Annotated in this window: 16 protein-coding genes; 10 read left to right on the top strand and 6 right to left on the bottom strand. The window is 63.8% G+C overall.

Annotated elements, in window-relative coordinates; translation table 11 throughout:
• The first annotated feature begins 3 nt into the window (after positions 1 to 3).
• From cyoB to QCE73_RS21330, 7 genes are all read left to right on the top strand, one after another.
• Positions 4 to 2,013, top strand: coding sequence for a cytochrome o ubiquinol oxidase subunit I (gene cyoB, locus QCE73_RS21300; protein ID WP_035502205.1), 2,010 nt, complete (start codon positions 4 to 6; stop codon positions 2,011 to 2,013).
• On the top strand, positions 2,013 to 2,621 hold the full coding sequence (cyoC, locus tag QCE73_RS21305; RefSeq protein WP_238210709.1) for a cytochrome o ubiquinol oxidase subunit III: 609 nt from the start codon (positions 2,013 to 2,015) through the stop codon (positions 2,619 to 2,621). Before cyoB ends, cyoC begins: the two co-directional genes overlap by 1 nt.
• Positions 2,621 to 2,953, top strand: coding sequence for a cytochrome o ubiquinol oxidase subunit IV (cyoD, locus tag QCE73_RS21310; protein ID WP_309883452.1), 333 nt, complete (start codon positions 2,621 to 2,623; stop codon positions 2,951 to 2,953). Before cyoC ends, cyoD begins: the two co-directional genes overlap by 1 nt.
• 188 nt (positions 2,954 to 3,141) lie before the next feature.
• On the top strand, positions 3,142 to 3,669 hold the full coding sequence (locus QCE73_RS21315) for a 2,4'-dihydroxyacetophenone dioxygenase family protein (RefSeq protein ID WP_309883453.1): 528 nt from the start codon (positions 3,142 to 3,144) through the stop codon (positions 3,667 to 3,669).
• 50 nt (positions 3,670 to 3,719) lie between these two features.
• A complete protein-coding gene (locus QCE73_RS21320) occupies positions 3,720 to 5,021 on the top strand; it encodes an MFS transporter (RefSeq protein WP_309883454.1) in 1,302 nt (433 codons plus the stop codon).
• Positions 5,022 to 5,032: 11 nt separating this feature from the next.
• Positions 5,033 to 5,761, top strand: a complete 729-nt coding sequence (locus tag QCE73_RS21325; protein WP_309883455.1) for an SDR family NAD(P)-dependent oxidoreductase — start codon at positions 5,033 to 5,035, stop codon at positions 5,759 to 5,761.
• A 10-nt stretch (positions 5,762 to 5,771) separates the two neighbouring features.
• Entirely contained in the window at positions 5,772 to 6,569 is a 798-nt protein-coding gene (locus tag QCE73_RS21330; RefSeq protein WP_309883456.1) for an IclR family transcriptional regulator, read from the top strand.
• Here the strand turns inward: QCE73_RS21330 and QCE73_RS21335 are convergent.
• Positions 6,566 to 8,020, bottom strand: coding sequence for an AarF/UbiB family protein (locus QCE73_RS21335; protein WP_309883457.1), 1,455 nt, complete (start codon positions 8,018 to 8,020; stop codon positions 6,566 to 6,568). The genes QCE73_RS21330 and QCE73_RS21335 overlap by 4 nt on opposite strands.
• Before the next feature lie 356 nt (positions 8,021 to 8,376).
• Here QCE73_RS21335 and QCE73_RS21340 point away from each other — a divergent pair, with 356 nt between their 5' ends.
• Complete coding sequence (locus QCE73_RS21340; RefSeq protein ID WP_309883458.1) at positions 8,377 to 8,787, top strand: hypothetical protein; 411 nt, start codon at positions 8,377 to 8,379, stop codon at positions 8,785 to 8,787.
• Here the strand turns inward: QCE73_RS21340 and QCE73_RS21345 are convergent.
• Complete coding sequence (locus tag QCE73_RS21345; protein WP_035502220.1) at positions 8,763 to 9,230, bottom strand: response regulator; 468 nt, start codon at positions 9,228 to 9,230, stop codon at positions 8,763 to 8,765. The two genes, QCE73_RS21340 and QCE73_RS21345, sit on opposite strands and share 25 nt — an antisense overlap.
• A 210-nt stretch (positions 9,231 to 9,440) precedes the next feature.
• Here QCE73_RS21345 and QCE73_RS21350 point away from each other — a divergent pair, with 210 nt between their 5' ends.
• Complete coding sequence (locus tag QCE73_RS21350) at positions 9,441 to 9,680, top strand: hypothetical protein (protein WP_035502222.1); 240 nt, start codon at positions 9,441 to 9,443, stop codon at positions 9,678 to 9,680.
• Here the strand turns inward: QCE73_RS21350 and QCE73_RS21355 are convergent.
• The 3 genes from QCE73_RS21355 to QCE73_RS21365 are packed head-to-tail and all read right to left on the bottom strand — an operon-like array spanning position 9,677 to position 13,968.
• Positions 9,677 to 11,215 (bottom strand): efflux transporter outer membrane subunit, encoded by a 1,539-nt coding sequence (locus QCE73_RS21355; RefSeq protein WP_309883459.1) that lies wholly within the window; start codon positions 11,213 to 11,215, stop codon positions 9,677 to 9,679. The two genes, QCE73_RS21350 and QCE73_RS21355, sit on opposite strands and share 4 nt — an antisense overlap.
• A 1-nt stretch (position 11,216) precedes the next feature.
• Positions 11,217 to 12,803, bottom strand: coding sequence for a DHA2 family efflux MFS transporter permease subunit (locus QCE73_RS21360; protein WP_309883460.1), 1,587 nt, complete (start codon positions 12,801 to 12,803; stop codon positions 11,217 to 11,219).
• A gap of 4 nt (positions 12,804 to 12,807) precedes the next feature.
• Entirely contained in the window at positions 12,808 to 13,968 is a 1,161-nt protein-coding gene (locus tag QCE73_RS21365; RefSeq protein ID WP_309883461.1) for an HlyD family secretion protein, read from the bottom strand.
• Positions 13,969 to 14,279: 311 nt separating this feature from the next.
• Here QCE73_RS21365 and QCE73_RS21370 point away from each other — a divergent pair, with 311 nt between their 5' ends.
• Positions 14,280 to 14,834, top strand: a complete 555-nt coding sequence (locus QCE73_RS21370; protein WP_309883462.1) for a universal stress protein — start codon at positions 14,280 to 14,282, stop codon at positions 14,832 to 14,834.
• On the opposite strand, the gene QCE73_RS21375 is transcribed toward QCE73_RS21370, so the two are convergent.
• Complete coding sequence (locus tag QCE73_RS21375; protein WP_035502234.1) at positions 14,813 to 15,559, bottom strand: IclR family transcriptional regulator; 747 nt, start codon at positions 15,557 to 15,559, stop codon at positions 14,813 to 14,815. The genes QCE73_RS21370 and QCE73_RS21375 overlap by 22 nt on opposite strands.
• Between the last annotated feature and the right edge of the window lie 51 nt (positions 15,560 to 15,610).

Consider the following 15,610-nt stretch of genomic DNA (forward strand, 5'->3'; position numbering starts at 1 on the left):
GCCATGTTCGGCAAATTAACGCTTGAGGCGATCCCGTACCACGAGCCCATCATCATGGGGGCGACCGTCTTCATGGCGATCCTCGCACTCGGTACGGTCGCCCTTCTCACCAAACTCGGCAAATGGGGCTGGCTCTGGCGCGAGTATCTGACTTCGGTCGATCACAAGCGCATCGGCGTCATGTATCTCGTCGTCGCCGGGCTGATGCTCGTGCGCGGCTTCGCCGACGCCGTCATGATGCGCCTGCAACAGGCCATCGCGCTCGATTCGCCGGGGTATCTGCCGGCGCATCACTTCGACCAGATTTTCTCGGCCCACGGCACCATCATGATCTTCTTCATGGCCATGGCGCTGCTGGTTGCGTTCTTCAACCTCGTCGTGCCCCTGCAGATCGGCGCGCGTGACGTGGCGTTCCCGTTCATCAACTCGCTGTCGTTCTGGATGACGGCCGTGGCCGCGATCCTGATCAACCTGTCGCTCTTCATCGGCGAGTTCTCCTCGACGGGCTGGCTCGCGTATCCGCCGCTCTCCGAGACGCAGTTCAGTCCGGGCGTCGGCGTGGACTACTACATCTGGGCGTTGCAGTTGTCCGGCGTCGGCACGCTGCTGACGGCGGTAAACTTCTTCGTCACGATCGTGAAGATGCGCGCGCCCGGCATGACGTGGATGAAGCTGCCCGTCTTCACGTGGACGGCGTTCTGCTCGAACGTGCTGATCATGGCCACATTCCCGATCCTGACCGTGGCGCTCGCGCTGCTGGCGCTGGACCGCTACATGGGCATGCACTTCTTCACGAACGACGGCGGCGGCAACCCGATGGTCTACCTGAACCTGATCTGGGCCTGGGGTCACCCCGAGGTCTATATCCTGGTTCTGCCCGCGTTCGGCATCTATTCGGAGGTGGTGGCGACGTTCTCGAAGAAGCCGCTGTTCGGCTACAAGACGATGGTCTGGGCGACGTGCTGCATCATGGTGCTGTCGTTCCTCGTGTGGCTGCATCACTTCTTCACGATGGGCTCGGGCGCGAACGTCAATGCCTTCTTCGGCATTATGACGATGATCATTTCCATCCCGACCGGCGTGAAGATCTTCAACTGGCTCTTCACGATGTATCGCGGTCGCGTGCAGTTCACGACGCCCGTGCTGTGGACCATCGGCTTCGTCATCACCTTCACGCTCGGCGGCATGACCGGCGTGATGCTGGCCATCCCGGGCGCGGACTTCGTGCTGCACAACTCGCTCTTCCTGATCGCGCACTTCCATAACGCGATCATCGGCGGCGTGGTGTTCGGTTACTTCGCGGGCGTGCAGTACTGGTGGCCGAAGGTGTTCGGCTTCAAGCTCGACGAAAAGCTCGGCCGCAACGCGTTTATCTGCTGGTTTGTGGGCTTCTTCGTCGCGTTCGTGCCGATCTACATTCTCGGCTTCATGGGTGCGACGCGCCGCCTGAATCACTACGACAACCCGGCATGGCAGCCCTTCTTCATCGTGGCCGCTGTCGGCGTGGGCATCATCGCGCTGGGCGTCGTGTTCCAGGTCCTGCAAATCGTCGTGAGCATCATCCGCCGCAATCAGCCCGCGTATCGCGACATCAGCGGCGATCCGTGGAACGGCCGCACGCTCGAATGGACGATGAGCTCGCCGCCGCCCGTCTACAACTTCGCGAATATCCCGGCCGTGCGTGCACTCGACGATTTCGCCGATGCCAAGGAACACGGCCGCATCGATGCGCGTCCGTACCGCGACATCCACATGCCGTCGAATACGAGCGCGGGTCTCGTGATCGGTCTGTTCGCGCTCGCATTCGGCTTCGCCGCGATCTGGCACATCTGGTGGCTGGCGGTCGCGGGTCTCGTCGGCATCGCCGCGACGGTGATCGGCTACAGCTTCCGTGAGAACGCCGGCTTCATCATCCCGGCTGCGACCGTGAAGTCGACCGAAGAGCGCAATCGTCCGCCGAAGTCGCCTAAGAAGTCCGCTACGGAGCGCGAACTCGAACTGGAGGCAATGTAATGTCGCAATCGACACTTTCCGCGCAGCACGCGCACGACCATGAGCACGAGCACCAACCGCATTCGGTGTTCGGCTTCTGGGCCTACCTGATGACCGACTGCGTGCTGTTCGCGTCGCTCTTCGCGGCCTTCGCGATGTACGCGATGCAGACAGCAGGCGGCCCCACGGGCAAGGATCTGTTCAACCTGACCGACGTCGCGTACGAAACGGCGCTGCTTCTCACGAGCAGCCTGACCTTCGGTTTCGCGATGATCTCGGCAACGCGCCGGAAGTCGGGCGCGGCGCTCGCGTGGCTCTTCGTCACGTTCGTGCTGGGCGCGGGCTTCCTGTGGCTGGAAGTGCACGAGTTCGCGCACCTGATCGCCGAAGGCGCGGGTCCGCAACGCAGCGCGTTCTGGTCGTCGTTCTTCACGCTGGTCGGCACGCACGGCCTGCACGTCACCATCGGCCTGATCTGGCTGGTCGTGCTGGCGGTGCAGATCGCGCGCAATCCCGGGATGAACGAGCGCGAACTGCGTCGCCTCGCCTGCCTGAGCCTCTTCTGGCACTTCCTCGACATCGTCTGGATTTGCGTGTTTTCCTTCGTCTATCTCGGGAGCGTCGTCTGATGGCACATGCTCATATCAATTCGAGCGATGTCCCGCACGTCACCGTGCGCGGCTATCTGATCGGCTTCGTGCTAGCCGTGGTGCTGACCGTGGCGTCGTTCTGGGCAGCCGCATCGGGTGCGTTCAAGGGCGAGAGCGCAATCGTCGCGCTCGCGGTGCTCGCTGCCGTGCAGGTCATCGTGCATGTGGTGTTCTTCCTGCACGTGAACGCGTCGAAGGGACAGCGCTGGCATGCGATGTCGTTCGCTTACACCATTCTCATGTCGCTGATTCTGATCGTCGGCACGGTCTGGGTCATGCATAACGTGCATATGCTGATGATGGCGCGATAACGCGCTCAGCTTCATCGAGCTAATCGAAAGGCGGGCCCGCGTGCGGGTCCGCTTTTTTTTCGTCCACGATCTGGCTGTGTCCTGCACGAATTCGGCATCCGATGAAGAATCTTGACAATTCTCCGAACGAGGCAGAATATTTGTCCATAATTTGAATTCATCATCCACAATATGGACAAGGAGACGCGATGAGCGCGCCAAAGCCCGCGGCGGACGCCATGACGCCGTATCAACTTCCCTTCCCAAAAGAAGCGCAAAAGGAAATCGTCGTGCCTGTTGCGATTCCTGTCGACGAGCGCGAATGGGTTCCGCAAGCCGAAAACGTCTGGTTCCGCCCGCTGTGCCTGAACGTATCGACCGGATACTGGATGAACCTTTTGCGCGTGCGCAAATCCGGCGTGCTGTCGCGCCATCGTCATCCGCAGGCCGTCCACGGCATGGTGCTGAAAGGCCGCTGGCGCTATCTGGAACACGACTGGGAAGCGACCGAAGGCAGCTACGTCTTCGAGCCGCCCGGCGAAACGCACACGCTCTACGTGCCGGAAGATGTCGAAGAGATGATCACCTACTTCCAGGTGAACGGCGTGATGTTCTATTGCGACCCGTACGGCAACTACACCGGCTACGAGGACGTGTTCACCAAGGTCGACATGTGCCGCAAGCACTACGAGTCGGTTGGTCTCGGCGCGGATTTCGTCGATCAGTTCATTCGTTAATTTCCCAAACCACCTCTAGCAGACTCAAAAGAGCATTTGGAGGAGACACCATGCTGGAAAAATCACCGCGCCTGAAGCGCGTTCAGATCGTCGCGATCGCGTTTCTGATGCTCGCGGGCATCGTGAACTATCTCGATCGCAGCACGCTATCCATCGCCAATCATTCCGTCACGCAGGAGCTCGGCCTCTCCGCTTCGCAGATGGGCCTGCTGCTCTCTGCGTTCTCGTTCGCCTATGCGTTCTCGCAGTTGCCCATCGGCGTGATGCTCGACCGCTTCGGCGCGCGCATCATGCTCGGCCTCGGCATGTTCGTCTGGTCGGTCGCGCAGTTGTTCGGCGGGCTCGTGACGAACCTGCATCAGTTCCTCGCGGCGCGCATCGCGCTCGGTATCGGCGAGGCGCCGCAGTTTCCGGCGGGGGCGAAGGTCGTGTCGGAATGGTTCGCGCAACGCGAGCGCGGCAAGCCGACGGGCATTTTCGTCACGTCATCGACGATCGGACCTGCGCTCGCGCCGCCCATCCTCACCGTGCTCCTGCTCAACTTCGGCTGGCGCAACATGTTCGTCATCATGGGCGCGCTCGGGATTGCAGTGTCGATCGGCTGGTACATCGTCTATCGCAATCGCCGCGACGTGAAGCTCGAAGCGCATGAGCTCGCGCATCTGACCGAAGGCGAGCCGGCGCAGCGCGCGGAACGCAGCATGACCTTCGCGGAATGGCGCGGGCTCTTCGGCAAGGCGACCACCTGGGGCATGATCTTCGGCTTCATGGGCGTGATCTACATGGTGTGGCTCTATCTGACGTGGCTGCCCGCGTATCTCGAGCACGAGCGTCATCTGACGATCGCGAAGACCGGCTGGGTCGTGACGATTCCGTATCTCGCGGGCACGCTCGGCATGCTGTCGTCGGGCTTCATCGCCGATGGCCTGATGGCGCGCGGCGTCGCCCCGATCCGCAGCCGCAAGTGGCCGATCTGCTCGGGCCTCATCGGCGGCGCGCTCTTCACGGTGCCGGCCGCGTTCACGCCGAATCTCACGCTCGCGATCGTCTATCTCTCGGCCGCGATGTTCTTCGTCAACATGGCGAGCGGCGCGGCATGGGCGCTCGTTTCCGTCGCGGCGCCGCGCCACATGGTCGCGTCGCTCGGCAGCATCCAGAACTTCGGCGGCTATTTCGGCGGCTCGTTCGCGCCGTTCATCACCGGTCTCGTGGTCGACAAGACGCACTCGTTCGTGAACGCGTTCCTGATCAGCGCGGGCGTCGCGTTCGCCGCCGCGCTCGTCTACATGTTCGTCGTGCGTTCGCCGATCGAAGACGCCGAGCAGCAGGCCGCGCCCGTTCCCGTCGTATAAATCACACCGTTATGACTTTTCAAGCTGATCTCTTCAAGGGCAAGACTGTCGTCGTGACCGGCGGCACGCAGGGCATCGGCGCGGGCATCGCGCAGCAGTTCGCGGCGCTCAGCGCGCGTGTCGTCGCAGCGGGGCTCGCGCCGACCGATGACCAGCGCGACGCCTTGGGCAATGGCATCGAACTCGCCGCGCTCGATGTCGCCGATGCCGCCAGCACCGCCGCGCTCTTCACAACGCTCGACACGCTCGACGTGCTCGTCAATTGCGCCGGCATGATCCGTCGCGGCGACGAGCACGACATCGACACGTTCGAGCGCGTCATCGCCGTGAATCTCAGCGGCACGATGCGCATGTGCGCGGCCGCGCGCCCCTTGCTCGCGAAGAGCCGCGGCTCGATCGTCAACACGGCGTCGATGCTGACGTTCTTCGGCGGCGGTCTCGTGCCCGCGTACAGCGCGAGCAAGGGCGGCGTCGCGCAACTGACGAAGTCGCTCGCGATCGCCTACGCCGCCGATGGCATCCGCGTGAATGCGGTCGCGCCCGGCTGGATCGCGACGCCGCTCACGCAGGCGCTGCAGGAAGACGACGGCCGCTCGCAAGCGATCCTCGAACGCACCCCGATGAAGCGCTGGGGCCTGCCGGAAGACGTCGCGCGGGTGACGGCGTTTCTCGCGTCGCCGGCGGCATCGTTCATGACGGGCGCGATCGTGCCCGTCGATGGCGGTTATCTCGTGGCATGATTCACGCATCATGCCTTCCGACACCACTTCCCTCGACGCCGCCAAGGCCTCCGGCACCGCCGCCTTCTCGAAGTTCATGGCGGTGCTGCAACTCATCGCCGATGCCGACGAACCGCCGACCATCGCGCGTCTCACGGCCGCGAGCGGCTATCCGCGCCCGACGGTGTATCGCATCGTCGGCGCGTTGCTCGCGGAAGGGCTGGTCGTCGAAAGCGCGCGCGGCGGATGCTACGCGCTCGGCCCGCGTCTGATGTCGCTCGCGAGCCGAAGCTGGGAGCGCTCGGACCTGCGCATCGCCGCCGCCGATGCCTTGCAGACACTGCGCGACGCGACGCAGGAAACCGTGCATCTGGCGGTGCGCAGCGGCTCGGAAATGGTGTATGTCGAGAAGCTGGAAAGTCCGCACGCGGTGCGCATGGCTTCGCGCATCGGCACGCGCGTGACGCTTTATTCGAGTTCCGTCGGCAAGGCGTATCTGTCGACGCAATCGCCCGCCGAACGCGACGCGCTCCTGGAAGGCATCGCGTTCGCGCGCTTTACGCCGAACACGATCGTCGATCGTAAAGCGCTCGACGCCGAACTCGACGCGACGCGCACGCGCGGCTACGCGGAAGACCGCGAGGAAAACGAAGCGCAGATTTTCTGCTACGGCAGCGCGATCGTCGGCGCGAACGGCGCGACGCTCGGCTGCGTGAGCGTCAGCATTCCGCTGTTCAGAAAGAGCGCGACGCCGCTCGAAACCTATATCACGCCGCTCAGGGAAGCATGCCGCGCGATCGCCGAGCGCATGAGCCCCGGCACGCGCTAACGAAACACCGTGCCGCGCGTGCGTTGCGTCGCCGCCGCGTAGTGCGCGATGAGCGAGGGCAACCGCGGCAGCGTATGCGGCCAGTGCGTCGCTTCATGCGCCAAGCGCGCCGCCAGGCTTCTGAAGCTCAACTGATCCGCGGCGAGCCGCACGATGACCTTGCGCGCGATCTTCCATACATCGACATCCGGCGCGATGTCCTGCGCGACGCGCTCGATCCTTTCCGCCGCTCTCGACAACAACACCGCCCGCGACGCGATGCGCCCGTGCGCCGCGCTGAACATATGCTCGGCGGGCGCCTTGCCGATCGCGCCGAACAGATGCGCGACGCCGGCGCCGCGCCTGGCATGCGGCGACGCGAAACGCTCCGCCTCCCGCCGGTACGTCGCTTCGACGCGCACCTCGTGATGCGTCACGTTCGCGCCGGGCCGGCCGTGCTCCAGATGCGCGCGGGCCGCCGCCTTGTGATCGCCCTCCATGAGCGCATGCGACACGCCGACGAGAAAATCGCGTTCGTGAGCGGCGAAGATCATCATCGGGTTATCGGCTTCGAGAACGATCTGGCCGCGCGTGTCCGACTCGATGCTCACGCGCGCGCCCGCCGCATCCAGTCCCGCGTGATACAGCCCGACGCCCAGCGCCATTTCGAAGAACGCTTCGATGAGCGTCGCGAGGACGTCGGCCTGATCGAGCCCGCACGATGCGAGCGTTTCCGCATCCGATAACGCCGCCGTTTCGATCGCGCGCGTGGTCAGCACGGCGTCGTTGCAATAGTCCCAGAGCACTTCGGGCACGGCGAGACGGTCGTCGTCGCGCAGACGGAAGCGCAGGTAGCTCTGATCTGCGGCGCGCTGACGCAAGTCGATCATTCCATCGACGCTTTCTCGCGCACGACGGACCCATTCCACCGGATGCATGTCGCGCGCCTTCGCCGAGCGTCGCTCCGCGAAACGCGCCGCCGCGAGCGCGAGATCCAGATCGTCGTCGAGTTCGGCACGCGTGTCCGCGCGCAGCAGCGTGACGCGCACGGGCAACGCGCCGATGCGCGCGACGTGCGTCTGCTCCGCGACGCCCGAGCGTAGCGGCACGTCGCTCAGCGCCGTGAGTTCGAAGGACAGCGTGGCGGGAAACGCCGCCTTGCAAGCCGCGCGAAAGCGTTCCGCATCGTAAGGCGTAAAGAGTCCGTCGAGTTCGGAAAGCGCGACGCGCACCGCCGTTTCCGCAAGCGCGGGATGACGCGCGAGCGCACCGGACGCGTTCTCCAGCACGCGCGAAAGTTGCGAGAGCGCGGGCACGCCGGCGCCGAGCGGCGCGGCACGCGCGCCATGCGTCGCGAAGAAGCGCGCGACGCGCGTCATCGCCGCGCCGTCGTCGGTCAAGTGCGTCTGATGGCTTTCATGCACGAACGCGCGGCCAAGTCGCCAGAGCGTCGCGAGTCGTCGGACAAACAAATTCAGGCTCGCTGAAAGTGAGTTGAAACCGCTGAGAGACTGCAATGCCGTCGTGCATGGCATCGGGATTGGTGAATGTGTAACACGATTCGATCGCATATGCACGCGGATCGCTATTTCATTCGGCATCCTTTATATGTGCATTCGTTTCACTTCACGCAGCATCAATCCCGCGTATCCCATCAATCGAGACGGCAAAAAATTCCGTACCAATGTATCTTTTTGTCGATGCACAATTCAGAACAGTCCTAATACGGTATCTTATTAATACGCGAAGTACAGCGTATCAACATCAAGTCCGAGGTAACTTCGAGCGCCCGTGCAAGAAGACTCATAACGATAAATCGAGAGGCGCCATGCAAGACCATTCCGAGCCGCCAATGGCGAAAGCGATGTACATCCTTGGGCAGATCGGCGCGATCATCTGCCATGAACGCGGCCCGCGCCCGCAGACCGAGGTACTTACAAAGATGGCATCGCGGCCCGCCGAGGGGTTTTCGATCGCCGTCGCGAGAATGAACGAAATGTGCCCGCCGCGACGCGGATATCGCCGCGCGCTGCTGCGATGGAAGCACAAGGAGATCGACCGTCTGAGCAGGATGCTGCCCGATCCTCTGCCGACGGCCGCTTCCGCGCATACGCAGATGCCGTTCTGGGCCGGTTATTGCCAGTACTGGGAAGACATGTTGAAAGAGCACGCTCAGCGCGATATCAATCATCTCGTGCTGAAGCTCGACGTCATTCAGCGCACGCGCACCGATGCGTGATCGCCCTCGCCTTCCCGCGTCGAAAAATAGCCGCGCAGCACCGCGATCATTCCGTCGAGTTCCGTCGGCTTGACGAAGTAGCCGTTGAAGCCGGTGCGCTGCGCGCGCGTCAGGTCTTCGGGGTCCGTGCGGCTCGTATGCGCGATCAGCAACATCGAGAGATCGATCGCGCGGATCGCCTCGGCGGCTTCCCAGCCATCGCCGAGCGGCATCATCAGATCGAGCAGCACGACGCCCGGCCGCCACTTGCGCGCGATCGACACCGCGTCGAGCCCCGTGTGCACCGCGCGCACGGTGAACTCGGCGTCTTCAAGCGCAAGACAGATCGCGCGGGTCGCCTCCAGATCGTCATCGGCGATGAGCACGCGCGGCTCGTCGTGGCGCGTCGCGCACGGCGGAATCTGCCACAGCGCTTGCGAAGAAACACGGTCGTGTCGTTGCATCGTTTGGGCCTCGGAATGGATGGAGATGACAGCAACGATCATTCCCTCGCGAGCGTTCGGAAGTCATCGTCAGGCGGCACGCGGCTCGCCGACGTTACACTTCGGGAATACCCGGTGGCTGTCACGGCGCGCCGATGCACGGGCGCCGTGCAGGATCTTCATCGCCGTGCGTGACGATGGTGCACACATCCCCAAACGAGAGGCTAAACGATGTTCGTCGTGTATTGGCTCGGCGGCAACCCTGATATCGAGGGCGCGGCGCATTTCAAAAGATTCGATGAAAACGCGCTCGCCGACGCGCTGCGCTTTGCGGAAGAACTGCGCAAGCGCCAGGCCGATGGCGACGACATCGGCTTCGTCACGCTATGCAGTGAAAACCCGCATGCGGTCGGTAAGCCCGGCGTCGCCGATCCGCCCGCCGATTACGACTGGAAGAAGCGCCGCCGTTAATTTTGCGCGGTCGCGGATTCATCGTCCTGCCATCCGCCGCCGAGCGATTTGTAGACGGCGATGAGATCGGTGGTCACATTGACCGTCGATTGCGCGAGTTGCTCGCGCGTCTGCGCAAGCTGGCGCTCGGCATCGAGTACGGTCACGAAGGGCGTGATGCCTTTGCGATAGCTCTCCGTCGCGAGTTGCAGGCTGACGCGGTTCGCTTCGACGGTGCGCGTGAGCGCCGCGCGCCGATCCTGCTCCGTGCGATACGACACCAGTGCGTTATCCACTTCCTGCAACGCATTGAGCACGGTTTGCCGATACTGCAACGCCGCTTGCCCCGCCTGCGCCTTCGCCACACGTACGTTCGCACGCAACGCGCCGCCCTCGAAGATCGGCAGCGAAATGCTCGGCCCGATCGACCAGAACAGACTCGACCAATGCGCGAGATAGCGCGCCTTCGTCGCACGCGTGCCCACTTGTCCAGTTAGTGAGATATCCGGATACATCTGCGCGACCGCGACGCCCACTTCCGCCGTCGCCGAATGCAGTTGCGCTTCGGCCCGACGGATATCGGGACGCCGGCGCGCGAGCGTCGATGGCAAGCCGACCGGCACCGTCGGCGGTACGGGCGGCACCGCGCGCGCATCCGACAGTTCCGCGTCGAGCGTGCCCGGCGCGCTGCCGGTCAGCACGGCGAGGCCGTTCAGCGCCTGTGCGATCTGCGCATCGAGCGTCGGCAGTTGCGCCTGCAACGATCCGACTTGCGCGCTCGCGCTTTGCACGTCCTGCTGACTCGTCAGGCCGACGCGCGCCTGTTCGCGCGTGAGGTCGAGAATCTGTTGCTCGGCGTCGATCTCGGCCAGCGTGATCTGCTTGATCGTCTGCGCGCCGCGCAACTGTGCGTACGTACGTGCGACTTCCGATTCGAGCGACACGAGCGCATCGTTGCGGCTTTCGATTTCGGCCTGCGTCTGCGCATTCGCCGATTCGACCGAGCGCCGCACGCGACCGAAGAGATCCAGTTCCCACGATGCATCGAAGCCATCCTGAAAGAGCGTGACCGGGCCCGTCGCGGAATCGATGCCCTGACGTATCTGCGCGCCGTTCGCGCCGAGGCTGTCGAGCCGGTCGTACACGCCCTGCGATTCGAGCAAACCTTTCACGCCCAGTTGCTGACGCTTCACACTCGCGCTCGCACTGACTTGCGGCAAGCCCTGCGCCGCCGCCGACACGCTTTCTTCACGCGCCGCCGCGATGCGCAGCACGGTGCTCTGCAAATCGAGATTGCCCGCGACCGCGCGATCGATCAGCGAATCCAGCGTCGGATCGTTGAACTGCTTCCACCAGCGCGGATCGGGATCGGCCGAAGTCTGCGCCGTCGATGGCGAATCCGCATGCGGCACGCGCGGATCGTCCGGCGCGTTCTGCGCGCGCTGCGTGTCGCTCCAGTCGGCGGGGACATCGGCTTTCGGCGGCGTGTAGTCGGGGCCGACGGCGCATGCACTCAACGCAAGCGCGAGCATCGGCATACTGTGACGTAATCTCATCTCAATGCCCTCCCGCCTGGCCGGACGCCTTCACGGGCGAAAAGAAGAACGTCAGCGGAATGAACAGGAACGCGAAGATCGCGCACGCGGCGAACACGTCGAGATACGCGAGGATCGTCGCCTGCGAAACGAGCGTCTTGTACATCTGGCCGGTCGCCGCGGACATCGCCTGCGTCATCGTCTGGCCGGAGTCCATCAGCGTGCGCGCGATGCGCTGCACCGCTTCGTTGTAGGGCTGATTGAGCGGCGTCAGATGCTCGACCATATGCGCCATGTTCGCCTGCGTGCGCTCGCGGATCATCGCGGTCGCGAGCGATATGCCGATCGAACCGGCGACGTTGCGGAACATCGTGAAGAGCGCGGACGCGTCGTTGTTCATCGATTTCGGCAAGGACAGATACGCGAGCGTCGTCACCGGCACGAACAGAAAACCGATGCCGATGGACTGCGCGCTGCGCATCTTCGTCAGCGTCACATAGTCGATGTTGGGCACGAGATGATGCGAATACAGCAACGCGCATCCCATCAGAAAGAAGCCGAACGCCACGAGAAAGCGCGTCTGGATCACGTTCATCAGCTTGCTGACGATGGGAATCAGAAACACGATGCATATCGCGCCGGGCGACAGCACGAGACCGGCGAGCGTCGCGGTGTAGCCGAGTTGCTGTTGCGCGAGTTGCGGTATCAGGACGGCGCTGCCGTAAAGCACCGACGCGAAGCCGACGATCGCCGCCGAGCCGAGCGCGAAGTTGCGGTCCTTCAGCACGCGCAGATCGACCACGGGCTTCTTCGCGTACAGGAGCCACACCGTCGCGCCGACGATACCCACCGCCGCGAGCACCGCGAACGTCACGATGAAATTCGACGAGAACCAGTCGTCGTCCTCGCCGCGATCGAGAAACACTTGCAGACAGCCGAGCCCGAGCGCGATCAGCCCGATGCCGACCACATCGATGCCCACCTTCTTCGGATCCTGCCGCTTTTCCCACGGCGGGTCTTCGACGAACTGCGTCACCGCGATGGTCGTCAGCACGCCTACCGGCACGTTGATGAGAAAGACCCAGCGCCACGTGAAGTTATCGGTGATCCAGCCGCCGAGCGTCGGGCCGAGCACGGGCGCGACGACGATCGCGACCGCCGAAATCGAGAACGCGCGGCCGCGTTGCTCGGGCGGAAAGGTATCGAGAATGATCGACTGCTGGCTCGGCTGCAGGCCGCCGCCGAAAAAGCCCTGCAGGATACGGAAGATGATGAGTTGCCCGAGATTCGTCGCGATGCCGCACATGAAGGAACAGACGGTGAACGCCGCGATGCAGATGAGGAAGTAGCGCTTGCGTCCGAGTATCTTCGAGAAGTACGCGGACAGCGGCAGCACGATGCCGTTCGCGACGAGATAGGACGTGAGCGTCCACGTCGCTTCGTCGTAGCTCGCGGACATGGTGCCGGAGATGTGCGGCAGCGCGACGTTCACGATGGTCGTGTCGAGCACTTCCATGAACGCCGCGAGCGTCACGACGACCGCGATCAGCCACGGATTCGCGCTCGGCTTCCAGCCGCTGTGATCGTGTTGCGCGGTGCTATCACTCATGGTTTCAATGCCGCAGCATGACGGTCGGCACCACGGACAATCCGAGCGGCAGCGACGTGCCCGGCTTCAGTCCATCGTCGATGAGAATCTTCACCGGCACGCGCTGCACGATCTTCACGAAGTTGCCCGTCGCGTTTTCGGCGGGGAACGCGGAGAAGCGCGAGCCGCTGCCGAGCTGCACGCTGTCGACATGACCGTGCAGCTTCATCGCGGGATATGCATCGACATCGATATCGACCTTGTCGCCCGGCTGCATCCGATCCAGTTGCGATTCCTTGAAGTTCGCCGTGACCCAGACGCGCGTCGTGACGAGCGTGAGAATCGACGTGCCCGCCTGCAGGAACGTGCCGAATTGCACGTTGCGCTTCGTGATCCAGCCATCGGCCGGAGCGCGCAATTCCGTGTACGAGAGATTCAGTTGGGCCGCCTCGACTTGCGCTTGCGCCTGACGCACCTGCTGACGCCGCTCCTCGACCGTCGCGAGCACCTGCGCGATCTGCTGCGGCACGAGGCTCGCCGTGCGCACCTGCGCGCGCGCCTGCGCGACGTTCGCCTGCGCGCTTTTCTGCTGCGCGTCGGCGGTGTCGATGTTCTGTTGCGAGGTCGCGCGAATATCGACGGAATGCTGACGCTCGTAAGCCGCGCTCGCCTGCACGAGATTGGCGCGCGCGGTGAGTTCCTGCGCCTGAGCCTGCGCGAGTTGCGCGGGATACTGCACGCGCGCGACTTCGAGCTGCGTTTCCGATGCATGCAGTTGCGCCTGCGCGAGTCCGAGTTGCGCGCTGGCCTGATCGAGTTGCGCCTGATAATCGCGCGGATCGATCTTGATGAGCAGATCGCCCTGATGCACGAAGCGGTTGTCGTCGATGTTCATCGTCACGACATAGCCCGATACCTTCGGCGCGATCGTGACGGCGTCGCCGTCGGTGTAGGCGTCGTCGGTGCTGACCTGATTGCGCGTCAGGAACCACCAGACGAATGCGCCGATCGCCAGCACGACGACCACGATGCCCAGAATGATGAGCGGCTTCTTGCCGGGCTTTTTGGCGGGCTTCTTTTCATCGTCTTTCGCGTCTTTGTCTTTATCCGCTGCATCGCCGTGCGAGGACGCGCGTTCGCCTTCGCGCTCGTCGTCGTGGGTATCGGAGTCGTCTCGATCTGACATCGCCGCTCACTTTCGGATGGATCCCGACGAACGCCGGGCGGAACCGCAGGCTGAACTTGCGCGTGGAATGCGCGAATGCCGCTCGTGCAAAAGCATTCGGGCGACGGGAAGCAAACACCATTCCCCGGGAAGCGCGATGCCGTTGAAACCGAACGTGTGTGCGGGCTGGCATGAAAAGCGCGAAAACCGCGCGCCGAAGCCCCGTCGCGCGATTGTTAAGTTCCTTTGTAAAAGATGCAGGCTCGCGCTCATTCGCGGCTAACTTTGCGCGCCGATCATCCGGTCTGAGCGAACCACACCGGAGACACACCATGTACAAGCACATTCTCGTCGCGGTCGGCACGAGCCTCAGCGAAAGCGCCCTGACCACCGCCATCACGCGCGCCCGCGCCTGCAATGCGCGGCTCACGGCGCTGCATATCGTCGATCAGATGCCGTGGTGGGCCATCGTCACCGCCGACAGCAATCCGGGCGACACGCTCGATGTCATCGACGATCACGCGCGGGCCGTCACACGCTATGCGGCGCGCCTGATCGACAGCGCGGGCATCGACGGCGTCGCGCGCAGCATCACGCAGCCGCTCGACGGCACGAGCGTCGGCGAGCTGATCGCGAAGGAGGCGAAAGCGGCGGGCGCGGATCTCATCGTGCTCGGCGGCGAAGCGGATACCGGCTGGCGTCACGGCGAAGCGCGTCTGCGCGACGTGGTCTGCTCACACGCTCGCTGCGACGTGCTGATCGCGGCGCACGCGGCGGCGCCGTTGCATGCGGAGAAGGAAATGGCATCGATCGAGGCGCGCTTTGCCACCTCGGCGGGCCGCGTGGACGCGCGCGCATCGCATCGTCAGAGCGACGCGCGCAAGTGAGACGCAAGCTGCACGATGCCGATCGAAATCTGCTTTTCACGCTTCGGATCGAGCCGGCCGATCGGCACGCTCGTCGATACCGCGACGCGCTTGCCCGCCGGCGTCATCCCGACATAGGCCGCGAAACACGCAAGACCTTCGGCGACTTCCTCGCGCTCGACGGCGAGCCCGCTCGCGCGGATCGACGCGAGTTCGCGTAACAACGCCGCGCGCCGCGTGATGGTGCGCGGCGTTACTGCTTCGAGACGCTCGGGAAGACGTTCGATCACGGTTTCATCGGCCATTCCGGCGAGCAGCGCCTTGCCGAGCGCGCAGCAGTGTGCGGGCAGACGCGAGCCGAGATCGGACACGAGCCGCACCGGACGATGCGCATCCTCCCGCGCGATATAGACCACCTGCACGCCGTCGAGCACCGCGAGCTGCACGACTTCGTTGTGCTTGTTGATGAATGCGCCCGCGCCCTCGCGAAACGCGGCCTGCAACTTGTCGTGACGCACGTACGCGTTGCCGAGCTCGAAGAGGCCCACGCCGATCATGTAGCCGTCGTCGTGCTTTTCGATCCATTGCATGCGCGCGAGCGTTTCGAGCATCAGATAGAGCGTGCTGCGCGAGAGTCCGGTCTCTTCGGCAAGCGACGCGGCGCGCACCGGTTTTGCGGCGGCGGCGAGCGCTTCGAGAATATCGCTCGCGCGACGCAGCGCGGGGACGTCGTAGGTTTTTTCCATGTGCGAATATTCCAACAGGTTGGATAATTAATCAACCCGATGGACACTGTC

Origin of the sequence: Caballeronia sp. LZ029 (assembly GCF_031451275.1) — a bacterium.
GTDB classification, from domain to species: Bacteria; Pseudomonadota; Gammaproteobacteria; order Burkholderiales; family Burkholderiaceae; genus Caballeronia; species Caballeronia jiangsuensis.

Coding starts and splice junctions, on each gene's coding strand:
- QCE73_RS21355 (WP_309883459.1), bottom strand. CDS start 11,215: ATGAGATTACGTCACAGTATGCCGATGCTCGCGCTTGCGTTGAGTGCA.
- QCE73_RS21325 (WP_309883455.1), top strand. CDS start 5,033: ATGACTTTTCAAGCTGATCTCTTCAAGGGCAAGACTGTCGTCGTGACC.
- QCE73_RS21370 (WP_309883462.1), top strand. CDS start 14,280: ATGTACAAGCACATTCTCGTCGCGGTCGGCACGAGCCTCAGCGAAAGC.
- QCE73_RS21320 (WP_309883454.1), top strand. CDS start 3,720: ATGCTGGAAAAATCACCGCGCCTGAAGCGCGTTCAGATCGTCGCGATC.
- QCE73_RS21375 (WP_035502234.1), bottom strand. CDS start 15,559: ATGGAAAAAACCTACGACGTCCCCGCGCTGCGTCGCGCGAGCGATATT.
- cyoB (WP_035502205.1), top strand. CDS start 4: ATGTTCGGCAAATTAACGCTTGAGGCGATCCCGTACCACGAGCCCATC.
- QCE73_RS21330 (WP_309883456.1), top strand. CDS start 5,772: ATGCCTTCCGACACCACTTCCCTCGACGCCGCCAAGGCCTCCGGCACC.
- QCE73_RS21365 (WP_309883461.1), bottom strand. CDS start 13,968: ATGTCAGATCGAGACGACTCCGATACCCACGACGACGAGCGCGAAGGC.
- cyoD (WP_309883452.1), top strand. CDS start 2,621: ATGGCACATGCTCATATCAATTCGAGCGATGTCCCGCACGTCACCGTG.
- cyoC (WP_238210709.1), top strand. CDS start 2,013: ATGTCGCAATCGACACTTTCCGCGCAGCACGCGCACGACCATGAGCAC.
- QCE73_RS21340 (WP_309883458.1), top strand. CDS start 8,377: ATGCAAGACCATTCCGAGCCGCCAATGGCGAAAGCGATGTACATCCTT.
- QCE73_RS21345 (WP_035502220.1), bottom strand. CDS start 9,230: ATGCAACGACACGACCGTGTTTCTTCGCAAGCGCTGTGGCAGATTCCG.
- QCE73_RS21360 (WP_309883460.1), bottom strand. CDS start 12,803: ATGAGTGATAGCACCGCGCAACACGATCACAGCGGCTGGAAGCCGAGC.
- QCE73_RS21350 (WP_035502222.1), top strand. CDS start 9,441: ATGTTCGTCGTGTATTGGCTCGGCGGCAACCCTGATATCGAGGGCGCG.
- QCE73_RS21315 (WP_309883453.1), top strand. CDS start 3,142: ATGAGCGCGCCAAAGCCCGCGGCGGACGCCATGACGCCGTATCAACTT.